The organism is Calditerricola satsumensis, assembly GCF_014646935.1.
Taxonomy (GTDB): Bacteria; Bacillota; Bacilli; order Calditerricolales; family Calditerricolaceae; genus Calditerricola; species Calditerricola satsumensis.
The window spans coordinates 30,000-43,420 of the sequence record NZ_BMOF01000007.1 but is presented as its reverse complement, the minus strand read 5'-3'; the positions used below and the strand labels follow the sequence as shown (position 1 = coordinate 43,420).

Annotated in this window: 12 protein-coding genes; all 12 read right to left on the bottom strand. The window is 66.1% G+C overall.

Going from position 1 to position 13,421, the window contains the following annotated elements:
- Positions 1-23 precede the first annotated feature (23 nt).
- The 12 genes from prmA to hrcA all read right to left on the bottom strand — a co-directional run bounded on the left by prmA (position 24) and on the right by hrcA (position 13,397).
- Positions 24-959, bottom strand: coding sequence for a 50S ribosomal protein L11 methyltransferase (prmA, locus tag IEX61_RS03120; RefSeq protein WP_188816763.1), 936 nt, complete (start codon positions 957-959; stop codon positions 24-26).
- A gap of 99 nt (positions 960-1,058) precedes the next feature.
- On the bottom strand, positions 1,059-1,712 hold the full coding sequence (locus tag IEX61_RS12365) for an ABC transporter ATP-binding protein (RefSeq protein WP_229725640.1): 654 nt from the start codon (positions 1,710-1,712) through the stop codon (positions 1,059-1,061).
- Positions 1,709-2,125: an ABC transporter ATP-binding protein gene (locus IEX61_RS12360; protein WP_229725638.1), complete on the bottom strand. Its 417-nt coding sequence runs from the start codon at positions 2,123-2,125 to the stop codon at positions 1,709-1,711. The genes IEX61_RS12365 and IEX61_RS12360 overlap by 4 nt, the downstream gene beginning before the upstream one ends.
- Positions 2,122-2,958, bottom strand: a complete 837-nt coding sequence (locus IEX61_RS03110; RefSeq protein WP_054671338.1) for a carbohydrate ABC transporter permease — start codon at positions 2,956-2,958, stop codon at positions 2,122-2,124. The genes IEX61_RS12360 and IEX61_RS03110 overlap by 4 nt, the downstream gene beginning before the upstream one ends.
- Positions 2,959-3,018: 60 nt before the next feature.
- The gene (locus IEX61_RS03105; RefSeq protein ID WP_054671334.1) at positions 3,019-3,951 is read right to left on the bottom strand and encodes a carbohydrate ABC transporter permease; all 933 of its coding nucleotides are present in this window, start codon (positions 3,949-3,951) and stop codon (positions 3,019-3,021) included.
- Positions 3,948-5,357 carry a sugar ABC transporter substrate-binding protein gene (locus IEX61_RS03100; protein ID WP_188816762.1) on the bottom strand — a complete coding sequence of 470 codons (1,410 nt, stop codon included), beginning with the start codon at positions 5,355-5,357 and terminating at the stop codon, positions 3,948-3,950. The genes IEX61_RS03105 and IEX61_RS03100 overlap by 4 nt, the downstream gene beginning before the upstream one ends.
- A gap of 223 nt (positions 5,358-5,580) precedes the next feature.
- Positions 5,581-6,429, bottom strand: a complete 849-nt coding sequence (locus IEX61_RS03095; protein ID WP_229725637.1) for a glycerophosphodiester phosphodiesterase — start codon at positions 6,427-6,429, stop codon at positions 5,581-5,583.
- A gap of 311 nt (positions 6,430-6,740) precedes the next feature.
- Positions 6,741-7,895 carry a molecular chaperone DnaJ gene (dnaJ, locus tag IEX61_RS03090; RefSeq protein ID WP_188816760.1) on the bottom strand — a complete coding sequence of 385 codons (1,155 nt, stop codon included), beginning with the start codon at positions 7,893-7,895 and terminating at the stop codon, positions 6,741-6,743.
- A 123-nt stretch (positions 7,896-8,018) separates the two neighbouring features.
- A complete protein-coding gene (dnaK, locus tag IEX61_RS03085) occupies positions 8,019-9,848 on the bottom strand; it encodes a molecular chaperone DnaK (RefSeq protein ID WP_188816759.1) in 1,830 nt (609 codons plus the stop codon).
- 100 nt (positions 9,849-9,948) lie between these two features.
- Positions 9,949-10,707: a nucleotide exchange factor GrpE gene (grpE, locus tag IEX61_RS03080; protein ID WP_188816758.1), complete on the bottom strand. Its 759-nt coding sequence runs from the start codon at positions 10,705-10,707 to the stop codon at positions 9,949-9,951.
- Between the two features lie 12 nt (positions 10,708-10,719).
- Entirely contained in the window at positions 10,720-12,264 is a 1,545-nt protein-coding gene (locus IEX61_RS03075) for a TCP-1/cpn60 chaperonin family protein (RefSeq protein ID WP_229725646.1), read from the bottom strand.
- Between the two features lie 98 nt (positions 12,265-12,362).
- Positions 12,363-13,397: a heat-inducible transcriptional repressor HrcA gene (gene hrcA, locus IEX61_RS03070; RefSeq protein ID WP_054672881.1), complete on the bottom strand. Its 1,035-nt coding sequence runs from the start codon at positions 13,395-13,397 to the stop codon at positions 12,363-12,365.
- Between the last annotated feature and the right edge of the window lie 24 nt (positions 13,398-13,421).

The following is a 13,421-nucleotide window of genomic DNA, read 5'->3' as shown; positions in this document are numbered from 1 at the left end:
ACCCTATGAACCTCGTTATTTTATCATTTTTTCGCGACCACCGCCAGCCAATCGTCCTCGGAAACCGTTTCCACGATGGACAGGCCGCTGGATTGGATCGCCTCCAACACCGCCGGCGCCTTGGACCGAATGATGCCCGAGGCGATGAACGTCCCGCCCGGCTTGAGATGCGCCGCCGCGTCACCGGCCAGGCGAACGATCACCTCGGCCAGGATGTTGGCCACGATCACATCGGCCGCGTCGGTCACGCCGTCGAGGAGGTTGTTCTCCCGCACGGTGACGCGGTCACCCAGCTTGTTGAGGGCCACGTTTTGCCGGGCCGCCTTCACCGCCACCGGATCGAGGTCGAGGGCCAGCACCTTGTCCGCGCCCAGCTTGGCCGCGGCGATGGCCAGCACGCCGGACCCGCACCCGACGTCGATCACCGCGTCACCGGGCCGTACCGCCTTCTCCAGGGCGCGCAGGCAGAGCACCGTCGTGGGGTGCGTGCCGGTGCCAAAGGCCATGCCGGGATCGAGGACGATCACCCGCTCGTCCGGGTGCGCAGGCGTGTACGGCTCCCACACCGGGCGGATCGTGAGCCGTTCGGTGACGCGGATCGGCTTGTAGTATTTCTTCCACGCCGCGCTCCAGTCCTCCTCGTCCACCTCGGCCAGGGTGACGCGGGCCGGCCCCGGGTCAAGGCCGTATTGGGCCAAGCCGCGCACCGCCGCCTCGATGGCCTTCACCGTCTCAGGCAGATGGGGAGACGGCGGCAGATAGGCCTTCACCACCACGCCTTCCGCCGGGTATGCCGCGGGGTCGAGGGCCACGATCTCGCCGTAGGTGGGATCCCCCTCACGCGACAACAAGAGGGGATCCTCGATCACCACGCCTCCCGCGCCCGCCTCGTGCAGAAGGTTGGCTACCGCCTCCTGCGCCTCGTGCGTCGTGTGCACGGCGATCTCGGTCCACTTCATCGTCTCTCGCCCCTCCGCTTGGCCGCGGGTGACACGACAAAACGCGGCTGCCGCGCCGTCCGTTCGACGCGTGCACCGCGTCTTGCCCGCGATCTCCGTCTATTGTACCAAGGGCGCGTTCGCCTCGCCACCGGCCAAGGATACGCGGCGGCCGTCGTCCTTCCGGAACACGTGAAGGGCGTGCGGGGCAACGCGCACCCCCACACGCTGGCCCTCCGACGGCGGGGCCCCGCCGTCCACCAGCACGCGCAACCGCGGGCCGCCTTCGACGCGCACCGTGGCCATCGCCTCATGCCCCAAGAGCTCGACAAGCTCGACGGTGCCGTCCGCAAACCCCTGACCCGGGGCCGTCAGCTCCACCTGATGGGGGCGCACGCCAATGTCATATTCACCGGCGGGCAGAGGGACATCCAGCTCAATGGAAAACCCCGTTCCGGCCACGTGCAATCGGCGGCCGTCGGAGCGGCCTTCCAACCAGTTCATCGGCGGGTGGCCGATAAAGGCCGCCGTGAAGCGGTTGGGCGGCGTCCGATACAGTTCCGAGGGCGTGCCATGGGCCACGATGCGCCCCGCGTCCATCAGCACCACGCGGTCGGCGATGGTCATCGCCTCGATCTGGTCATGGGTGACGAGCACCGTCGTGATACCCACCTCGCGCTGAATGCGGCGGATCTCAACGCGCATGGCCAAGCGCAGCTGGGCGTCCAGGTTGGAGAGGGGCTCGTCCAGCAGGAGCAACTTCGGCTTCTTCACGGCTGGCCGCCGGACAGCTCCGCAGGGCGGCGGTCCAGCAAGTGGGCCACCTGCACGAGCTCGGCGTAGTCGTGCACCCGCCGGCGGATCGCCGCCTCCGGCTGCTTCTGCATGCGCAGGGGGAAGGCGATGTTGTCGTACACCGTCATGTGCGGGTACAGGGCGTAGCTTTGAAACACCATCCCGATATTGCGATGCTGCGGCAGGACGTCGTTCACCACCCGGCCGTCGAAGCGGATGGTGCCGGCCGTCGGCTTGAGCACGCCGGCCAAGAGGTACAACGTGGTCGATTTGCCGCACCCCGACGGCCCGAGCAGGGCCACCAGGGCGCCGGAGGGAATCTCCAAGGTGAGGCCCTCCACGGCGGTCACGCCGCCAAAGCGTTTCGTCACGCCCTCCAGTTCCACCTTCATCCCTTCACGCCTCCCGTATACAGCGCCAGCAGGTACCGCTGCATGACCGCGTACACCACCAGCACGGGGATCATGTAAAAGACGCCCACCGCCGCCACCATGCCGTAATCGGCCACGTCGGCTTGCGACAGCAAGCTGCTTAAAAAGACGGGCAGCGTCTGCGTCTCCATGCCCGGGGCCAGCACATAGGGAAGCAAAAACTCGTTCCAGCCGGACAAAAAGGCGAAGACCCCCGAGGCGAGCAGCCCCGGCTTCACCAGCGGCAGCACCACGCGGCGCCACACGGCGAAGCGGCTGGCCCCGTCCACCATTGCCGCCATCTCGTAATCCCACGGCACCTGGTCGTAAAACCCCTTCAGCACCCACACGTGAAACGGCAAATCGAGGGCGATCTTGACGAGAACAACGCCCACCAGCGTGTCGTAGAGGCCAAGGAAGCGCAAGAGCAGAAAGATGGCCACGAGCAGGGTGATGCTCGGAAACGCGTGGAGGACGATCAGCAGCCCCAACCACAACCGCCGTGCCGGCACGTGCAGGCGGGACAAGGCGTACGCCGCCGTGCTGGCCAGCCCCACCTCGCCGAGGGTGACGAGGGCGGCAAACAGCAGCGTGTTGCCCGTGAGCGCCCAGATGTTGGGCAAGTACGGATCGGGCGCCCACAGGAACGACCAGTTGGCCGCCGTCCACCCGAGGGGACGCAACCCCTCCATGCCCGAGCTCCACGACGCCAAAAACAGCCAGACGTACAACAACACGAGGGGCAACGTGACGGGGATCAGAAACAGCCACGGCACCCAGGCACGTCGACGCACCTCGCTGGATGCACCGAGCATTCGCCGCTCCTCCTTTCGCGTGTCGCGAGAAGAACGGGCCATTTGACCCGCGGGATCCGGTTACGAAACCTCGATTTTGGGCCGGTCGGTGAGCTTCCGAAACGGAAACAGGCGCAGATACAGGAAGGAAGCGGCAATGCCCATCACGACAAGGACCGACGCCAACGCCGCTCCCTGGCCAAATTGCGCGTTGCCGAAGTAGTTGGACAGCGCCGTGTGGAAGGCATACAAAGCCCACACCTCGGTGGTGTAGTAGCCGGGCCCCCCGTTGGTGGTAAGCAGGATGTATTCGTACGACGCCAAAAGGGACAGCGTCTGGTACGCGACAACAAAGAGCACCGGCCATCTCAGGTGGGGCAGGACGATATGCCGAATAAGGGCCCACGCCGTCGCCCCGTCCAGCTGGGCGGCGAGAATCAGGTGACGCGGGATGGCGCGAATGGCGGCAGAGAAGATGATCATCCCCATGGACGCCCCAACAAACCCGTTGATGGCGATGATCATGGGCCACGGCGCCTCGTGGAGCCAGTTGGACGCAGCGGGAAGGCCCAACCCCTGAAGCACTTGGTTGAGAATCCCGTACGGCGGTTCCGCAGCAAAATACCGCCACATCAGCACATACACCACCGAGGGGGTGATGCGCGGCAGCAGCCACAGGGCGCGGAACGCGTTGCCCCACCGTTCGGACAAGAAGGAGGTGGCCAAGGCCAGCACCAGGGCCAGGCCCACGTTAAAGAGGGCCAAGGTCAGGCCGACAAACAGGACGGTGTTGTACAGAATTCGGCCGATTACGGGATCCTGCACGATGCGGCGATAATTTTCCAAACCGACCCAGTCGTACCCGCTCAGTCCCGTGGCCACGCTCATGTTGGTCAAGCTTACGAGCAGCGTCAGCACGACGGGAACGACAAAAAAGACCGCCACCACCAACAAAAAGGGAAGCAAAAAGAAGGCGGATAGGCGCCCGCCGCGAAACAGCGGACGCCCGCTCATCGCACAACCACCTCATCGCCCAATTGGGCCTTGAGCTGGGACGCCACCGTGTCCACGGCCTCTTCCGGCGTCATCTGCCCGGCCACCACCGCCGTCAGGCCGCGGTAGACGATTTGGTCGTAGGTGCCAAATTTGCTGTGCAGGGGCAAGAACTTGGCGTGCTCCACCATGTAGCTGATGGCATGCAGAAACCCGCTTTTCTTGTATTCGGGATCGTCCAGCTGCGCCTTCATGATCGCCAGGTGCCCGCTGGCGACGGCGTGACGGGTATTGAGATCCGGGGCCGTCGCCTCCAGCAGCAGGCGGGCGGCCAGGTCGGGGTGCTTCGATTGCGCCGTCACCATATAGACCAGGGGATGCGACAGCGTCACGCCGGGCTTTCCTTTGATGCCGCTGGGAATCAGGGCATACCCGAGATCGGCCATCTTGTCTTCGGTCAAGCCGTACTTGTCCTTCCACTCGGCCACCTGCCACGAGCCACCATGGAAGAACCCCACCTTTTGTCCCATCACCGTGCGGTGCCAGATGGTCCAATCGGTCCCGATGAGGGTGGGCCGCATCACCTTGTCTTGCTGCGCCGCCCGCGCAAAGAAGCGGTACTCGTTCAGGAGGGCCTGTTTGTCAAGGACGAGCTTGCCCGTCGCCGGGTCCTGCAACTCCCCGCCATAGGCCAGGTAGAAGAGATAGAAGTCCGGACCCGGCTGCGGGCGCGTCCAGAAGCCCATGCCCGGTTCCACGGCGCCCTTGTCCTGCAACGCCTTGGCCGTCCGGAGCATGTCATCCAACACGAAGTCCCCGTTTCGGATCTTCTCCGGGAGCGCGTTCACATCGGCCTCCGTCCAACCGGCTTGGCGCAACAGGGGTTTCCAGTAGTACAGCGGACGGGCTTCCACGTCCTGAGGAATGGCCCATATTTTTCCTTTATAAGTCACAGATTTCCACAGATTGGGAAACACGTCGCGGTACACCGGGCTGTCTTTCACGTATTCGTCGAGCGGAAGAATGTGGCCGGCGTCCGACCACGGTGCCACGTCCTCGTGCCCGCTGAGCACGATGTCGGGCGCTTTGTGTGCTTCCGCCGCGAGAATAAACTTCTGCTTGTATTCCTCCCAAGGCCGGTCTTCCAGTTTTCCCTCGACGCGCACGCGCACCGTTTGGCCTTCCTGGGCCAATTTTTTGTTGAGCCGCTCCGCCGCGGCCTTGAGGTTTTCCAACCGGTAGCGTTCCGTGGGCTTGCCCACCACCATCGCCGTGAGCGTCACCGTTTGGCCCTCTCCGGCAGGTTCGCTCTCTTCCTGTTTGGGCGTTGTGGCACACCCGCCCGCCACCAGCGCCGGCAAGAGCAGCAGCCCGACCAGAATCTTTCGCCAGCCGATGGCGCGACCCGCCTTCCCCTTCGCCGTCATCGTGCAACCCACCTCCAAAACGGAGAAGATAAGAACCAAGGTTAGTGATGACCGTATATGGAAAAAACAACCGGGCCCGCGCGGAAAAAAATCCGTCGCCGCACGGCGCGGGCAATGGGGCTCTATCCTTGCCTGCGTCTATAAGTATGCGCCGTTGGTCGTCTCCATTATGCCGCCGCACGGCGCGGCCAACGGGGCTCTATCCTTGCATGACCATTGTTCTTTACCCCTTAACGGCTCCTGCTTCACCTTGGCCGGTAACCGCTTGAAAGGCGGAAGGGTCGTCGGTTTGCACGATGTCAACCCCCCACTCCACCAGCTCGCGCAGCGTCTCCGGTGTCGGCGCAAAGCTGTGCACGGCCACATTCTCGCGGTGCAGCGCATCGACGTCTTCCCGCCGCAGGTGGTCGTAATCGACGCACAGCACGTCGGCTTGCGCCTGCCGCACCACCGACACCGGATCGATCAGCCGCGCCTGACAGATGACGCCCGTCATCATGCGGGGCTCCAACTGCTTGACCCGGCGGGCGATGGCGTGGTCAAAGGACATCACCATCACTTGCTCTTCCATGTGCCGCTCCTTGATCATGTGCACGACGCGGTCGCACAGCGCATCGGCGTCGCTTCCGCGGCTCTTCAGCTCAATCTGCAAGTAGAGCCGGCTCGAGGACCACTCCAGCACCTCCGACAGCGTGGGCACCGGTTCGCCACGATAGACCTCGGCAAACCAGCTTCCGGCGTCGAGCCGGCGCAGATCGTCGAGGGACTGATCGGCCAGCCGGCCGCGGCCATTGGTCGTGCGTTCCAAGGTCCAGTCGTGAAACACGACCGGATGCCCATCGCGGGTCAGCTGAACGTCGAGCTCGATCATGTCGACGCCGGCCTCGAGCGCCTTGCGGAACGCCGTCAGCGTGTTCTCCGGTGCGGTCGCTCTCCCTCCCCGGTGTGCAGATTTCAACCAGCGCTTTTCCTTCAACGTCTCGTGGAGCGGCTTCAGCGCTCCCATCGCCACAAAACCCCCCGTCGGCACCTCGGCCCATGTCGGCCATCGCGAACGGATGGCTCCCTTCATTTCCATCATAAGAAGGGCTCTCTTCATTTCCATCATTATAAATGCCGTGCCAGCGATGAAGAACGGGTGAATTTTCGCGTAAAACTCTGTAAACGGCGCGGATGTCCGACGGAAACGGCCGCGCGCCCAAACGCACAACCCTGCGCGCGATGGCATCACCGGACGCAGACCGACGGATGCGCGGGCGTTGGGCAACAAAAATGCCGGCCCCAAGGCGAACGCCCTCGAGCCCGGTCCAGACCCGTGCGCACCCGCTTGCAACGCGCATGGCGTGCCGATCGGACGGCGCGACATGGCGCAGGCGGCCGCGATCAGCCGCCCCGAAAGGCCCGCTTCATCTTTTCGAACAGGCTTTCCCCGCGGTGCGTCTCTTCCCCGCTGATGGCGGCAAACTCCCGCAGGAGCTCCTTCTGGCGCTCGGTCAGGTGGGTCGGCGTGACGACGACGACGCGCACGTGCTGGTCGCCGCGTCCACCGCCGCGCAGGCGAGGAATGCCCTTCCCGCGCAGGCGGAAAAGCGTCCCCGTTTGCGTGCCCGGCGGGATGCGCAGCTTGACGCGTCCGTCGAGGGTCGGCACCTCGATTTCGTCGCCAAGCGCGGCCTGGACAAAGGTGATCGGCACGTCGCAGTAAAGGTCATCCCCTTCGCGGCGGAAGAAGTCGTCGGGCTTGACGCGAATCACCACGTACAGGTCGCCCGGCGGGCCACCGTTGTAGCCGGCCTCGCCCGCCCCGGGGATGCGCAGGCGCGTCCCCGTGTCGACGCCCGGGGGGACCTTGACGCGCACGGCTCGCCGCACGCGCACCCGTCCCGCCCCGCCGCAGGCACGGCACCGCTCGATGATGATCCGCCCGCGCCCGCCGCACACCGAACAGGTGCGCCGGCTGACCATGCGGCCGAGAATCGTCGCCTGCACGACCTCCTCCATCCCCGTGCCGCCGCAGGCGCGGCACACCTCCGGCTGGGTGCCGGGCCGGGCGCCGGTGCCGTGGCAGGTGGAACAGGGTTCTTCGCGCGGCACCTCGAGGTCCACTTCGGTGCCAAAGGCCGCCTCGCGGAAGTCGACGACGAGCGGCACCTCCACGTTGGCCCCCTGGCGCGGGGCGTGCGGGTGCTGGCGCCGCCCGCCGCCGAAGAAGAGGTCGAAGAGGTCACCGATGTCGCCGAACCCGCCGAAATCGAAGCCGCCGGCTCCCGCGCCCGGATCGCCGGCGCCCGCCCCGGACGCGCCGCCCACGTCGGCATGAACGCCGGCGTGGCCGAAGCGGTCGTAGCGGGCCCGCTTCTCGGGATCGCTGAGGACGTCGTAGGCCTCTTTGACCTCTTTGAATTTCTCCGCCGCGTCGGGCTCCTTGCACACGTCGGGGTGGTACTTGCGGGCCAGCTTGCGGTACGCTTTTTTGATTTCTTCCGGGGAAGCGTCGCGGGACACCCCGAGGACCTCGTAATAGTCCCGCTTGGACATCGGCATCACTCCCGCCATCGCGGCGCCGGCCGCCGCGCGCGGCCGGGACGAAAACGGTCAACGCCGAGAAACCGGGAAATGCGCGCCCAAAAGCGCCCCCGTGGCGTTGACCGGCACGCCGCGTCACTTCTTCTCGTCGTCCATCACCTTGTATTCGGCGTCGACGACGTTCTCGTCTTTCTTGGCCTCGCCGCCGGACTGGCCGCCAGACGCCGCCTGCGCCCCGGCCTGCTGGTACACCTTGGTCGACACCTGGGCGATGGCCTCGGCCAGGGCATCCTTGGCCTTGCGGATCTCCTCAAGGTCGGTCCCGGCCAGGGCGTTTTTCAGCGCCGCCTTCTTCTCCTCGATCAGGTCTTTGTCGGCCTGGGCCACCTTGTCGCCGAAGTCCTTCATCGTCTTGTCGACGGTGTACAGGAGCTGGTCGGCCTCGTTGCGCAGCTCGACGGCCTGCCGGCGCTTCTTGTCTTCCTCGGCGTACTGCTCGGCTTCCTTGATCATGCGCTGGATCTCTTCTTCCGACAGGCCGCCGCCGGAAGTGATGGTGATCTTCTGCGACTTGCCGGTGGCCAGGTCCTTGGCCGACACGTGGACGATGCCGTTGGCGTCGATGTCGAAGGTGACCTCAATCTTCGGCACGCCGCGCGGCGCCGGCGGGATGCCGCTCAGCTCGAACTCGCCGAGGAACTTGTTGTCGGCGAACATCTCCCGCTCGCCCTGGGCCACGCGGATCGTCACCGACGTCTGGTTGTCGGCCGCCGTGGTGAAGATCTGCGACTTGCTCGTCGGGATCGTCGTGTTGCGCGGGATGAGCTTCGTGAACACGCCGCCAAGCGTCTCGATCCCCAGGGACAGCGGCGTCACGTCGAGGAGGACGACGTCCTTCACCTCGCCGGACAGCACGCCGGCCTGGATGGCCGCGCCCATGGCCACCACTTCGTCGGGGTTGACGCCCTTGTGCGGCTCCTTGCCGATGAACTTCTTGATCGCCTCCTGCACCGCCGGAATGCGCGTCGACCCGCCGACGAGGATCACCTTGTCGATGTCATTCGGCGTCAGGCCGGCGTCTTGGAGCGCCTGGCGCACCGGGCCCATCGTCCGCTCGACGAGGTGGGCCGTCAGCTCCTCGAACTTGGCCCGCGTCAGCTCGCGCTCAAGGTGCTTCGGCCCCGTGGCATCGGCGGCGATGAAGGGCAGGGAGATCGTCGTCGTCAGCACACTGGACAGGTCCTTCTTCGCCTTCTCGGCGGCGTCCTTCAGGCGCTGCATCGCCATGTTGTCATTGCGCAGGTCGATGCCCGTTTCCGCCTTGAACTCCTCGATCAGCCAGTCCATGATCGCCTGGTCGAAGTCGTCGCCGCCGAGGCGGTTGTCGCCGGCGGTGGCCTTCACTTCAAAGATCCCGTCACCCAGTTCAAGGATGGAGACGTCAAAGGTCCCGCCACCGAGGTCATAGACGAGGATCGTCTGATCGCCTTCCTTGTCCAGCCCGTAGGCCAGCGCCGCCGCCGTCGGCTCGTTGATGATCCGCAGCACCTCCAGCCCGGCGATGCGCCCGGCATCCTTCGTCGCCTGGCGCTGGGCGTCGTTGAAGTAGGCCGGCACGGTGATGACCGCCTTCGTCACCGGCTCGCCGAAGTAGGCTTCGGCGTCGGCCTTCAGCTTCTGCAGAATCATCGCCGAGATCTCCTGCGGCGTGTAGGCCTTGCCGTCGATGGTCACCTTGTAGTCGGTGCCCATGTGCCGCTTGATGGAGATGATCGTCCGGTCCGGGTTGGTGATCGCCTGGCGCTTGGCGGCCTCGCCGACAATGCGCTGCCCGTCCTTGAAGGCGACGACGGACGGCGTGGTGCGCCCCCCTTCGGCATTGGGAATGACAACCGGCTGGCCGCCTTCCAGGTACGCCATGCAGGAGTTGGTCGTCCCGAGGTCAATGCCGATGATCCGGCTCATCGTGCCCATCCCTCCTCACGTACATGCTTCCGTGTCGCATGGACCCGAATGCCCAGGAAAACCGTGCCCCGGTCGCCCTTCAACACCGACCGGGAGCCCCCTATTTGCTCACCTTGACCATCGTCGGACGCACGAGGCGCCCTTTGAAGGTATACCCCTTCTGCAGCTCCTCGATAACGGTGCCCGGCGGATGGTCGCTCGACTCCGCCTGCATCACCGCCTCATGGACGTTGGGGTCAAAGGGTTTGCCGAGGGCCTCGATCGGCTCCAGCCCCTCCTGGCGCAGGGCCTGATCGAGCTGGCGGTGCACCATTTCGACGCCCTTCATCAAGGCCTCCACGTTGTCGGTGGCGCGGCTGGCTTCCATCGCCCGCTCGAAGTTGTCGAGCACCGGCAACAGGCGCTCGACGAGGCGCAGCGCCCCGAAGGTGAGCGCGTCCTGCTTTTCCCGCTCAAAGCGCTTGCGGGCATTCTCCAGGTCGGCCCGTGCACGCAGGAAGCGCTCGTGGGCCTCCTGCGCCTGGGCCTTGAGGGCCGCCACCTCGCGTTCCAGTTCGGCAACGCGCGCCTTGAGGGCCGCCACGTCCGCATCGCCCGCCTCCTCGTCGCGATCCGTTTCGGCATCGTCGCCCGCGGCACCTTCCCCGGCTTCGGGCGCCCTTGGCGCCGCATCTTCCGGCTGATCGGCGCCTGCGGCGTTCCCCGCCTCGGCCCGGCCCGCCTCATCCCGATCCGGTTGCGACCCGGACGGCGCTCCGCCTTGTGGTGCGCCCGCGCCCGCAGGGTTCGTTTCCGCGGCGCGTTCGACCGGCGCGGTTTCCCGGCCTTCCGTCTCGTGGGCTTCGCGCTTGCCGTTCACGCCTTCCACCTCCTAGCCGTCTCCTTCCTCGTCCCGCCGCATGCGGATCACCGTGTGGATGCGCAGAATCGCTTCGGCCACCTCACCGGCGGTTTTCAGGGCGTGCAGCTTCACCGGTGCCGGGTCGAGAACGCCGGCGGCCACCATGTCGACAACCTCCCCCGTGTCGCAATCCACGCCGAGGGCGTCGCTGCCGCTTTCCACCTGCGCCGCCGTCACCGCCTCCAGCTTTTCCAGGGGGTTGAACCCGGCGTTCTGCACGATGCGCGCCAGGGGGACGCGCAGCGCCGCCGCCACCACGTCGACGCCAAAGCCCTCCATGCCGCGCATCGTGGCGCGCAGCCGCTCCAGCTCGCGCGCCACCGCCACCTCCACGCTGCCGCCGCCGGGGACGTACCCGCCGCGCACCGCCGCCTGCACGGCCGAGGCGGCGTCGCGGGCGATGCGCTCCCGCTCGCCCGTCACCTCGCGGGTGGAGGCACCCACGAGAATGGTGGCCGTCTCTTCGCCGCCGCCGCCCGTCACGCGCACCCGGCCGAGGCGCGGGTCCTCCTCCACGCATTCGGCCGTGCCCAAATAGCGGGCGAGATCCTCCTCCCTCTTTTTCAGCCCCGTGCGCTTGATGGGCACTGCTCCGGTGTGCGCCGCCAGCCGCCGCAGCTCGGCTCGGGCCACGCGGTGGACGGCGAGAATGCCATGGTCCACAAAGAATTCCTCTGCCGCCGGATCCAGGCTCCGATCGACGGCGACGAAGCGCACGCCTAATCGGACCAACTTTTCCAGGTTGCGCACGAAGGCTTCCTTCAATTCCAGGTACCGGCGAAACCCGGCTTCGGTGGCCAAGGCCTCTTCATCCAGGCTTTCCGGCGCCAGCGCGTCGTCCACGATGAGCACGCGCGCATCCGTCACCCGTTCCGGCATCTGCCGGCTGACGCGCTGCTTGCCGATCAGCACGCCGGCCACCACTTCGTTCTCCGCCCGCTCGTGGGCCACCACGGTATCGGCCAGCTTGAAGTCGGGGTCGCGCAGCTTGGTTTCGCCGACCCGCCGCGCGCCTTCCACCACCAGCTCGGCGATGTCGGCCTGCTCGCGCCCGGCGATGTAGGCGATGCGCGTCAGGGCCGGATCGTCGAGGCCGCGGACGGGAACGGCCCGCTCGCCGAGGAGGCGCAGCGCTTCGGCGATGCCCTTGCGCATCCCCGCAATCACGCGCGCCACGGGGACGCCGCGCTGTACCTGGCGCACGCCCTCGGTCACCAAGGCCGCGGCGAGGACCGTCGCCGTTGTCGTGCCGTCGCCCATCTCGGCCTGCTGGGACTGAGCGATGCGCACGACCATGCGCGCCGCCGGATGGCGGACGTCCATCTTCTCCAAGATGGTCACGCCGTCGTTCGTGACGACGACGTTGCCCCCTTCGTCCACCAGCAGCGTATCCAGTCCCTTGGGGCCCAGCGTTCCCTCAACCGCCGTCGCCACCGCCTGCACCGCGCGGGCATTGTGCAGGAGGGTGGCCAGCTGCTCGTTCTCGTCTCCTTTGGTTGCCGCTTGCTGTTCCATGCCCACCACGCATCCTCTTTCGCAGAACATAGCGAAGGGGGGCGCTCCCCCCCTCCATGCGCACGTCTCGTTGGCTCGTCCACGTCGCCGGATCTTGGCTATGCGCTGTACAGGCGGCTGAGCAAGGCGGACAAGTCATGGGCGAAGTGTTCCAGGATGCCGACGACCCGCCCGTACTCCATGCGCGTCGGCCCGAGGATGCCCACCGTGCCGACCAGCTTGCCGTCCACGGAGTACGAGGCGGTGATGATGCTGCACCCCTGCACCGCCTCGTTGGCGTTCTCCCGCCCGATGCGCACGCGAACGCCGTCCTCCCGCGTGGCGAAGAGCTCCACCACGAGATCGCTCCGCTCCAGCACGGTAAGCAGCGCGCGCACCTTTTCCACGTCGCGGAACTCGGGCTGCGCCAGGATGTTCGTCGTGCCGCCGACGAAGACGCGCTCGGCATCCTCGTCGGCCACCGTCAACGCGCGGTCCAAGAGCTGCAGCACGCGCGCACATCGGTCGCTTTCCCGGCGCAGCTCCTCGGCCAGCTCGGCATCAATGCGCTGTTTCAGCATGTACAGCGGCAAGCCGGCCAGCCGATGGTTAATCCAGTTCACCATGCGCTCCACGTCGGACAGCGACAAATCGGGCGGCACGTCGACCACACGATGTTCCACGCGCCCGGTGTTCGTCACGATGACGGCCACGGCCCGCTCGGCGCTGAGCGGGACAATGGCCAACTGCTTGAGGTGCGTTTCGTAGATTTCGGGCCCTAACACCACCGCCGTGTAGTTGGTGAGCGACGCGAGAATCGTCGCCGTCTGGCGGATCACTTCCTCAAATTCATGAAGGCGTTGGGTAAACAACCGCCGGATACGGCGGATTTCTTCCGGTTTCAGCCGCACGGGTTCCATCAGGTGGTCAACGTAGAACCGGTAGCCCTTCTCCGACGGAATCCGCCCGGCCGATGTGTGGGGCTGTTCCAGGTATCCCATTTCCTCCAGGTCTGCCATTTCGTTCCGTACCGTGGCCGGGCTGAACCCGATGTCCTCGCGCTTGGAGATGGTGCGCGAGCCAACCGGCTCGCCCGAGCGAATGTAGTTGTCGACGATGGCGCGCAAGATGCGCTTCTGCCGCTCGGTCAACATCGTGTTCACCACCTTGTTAGCACT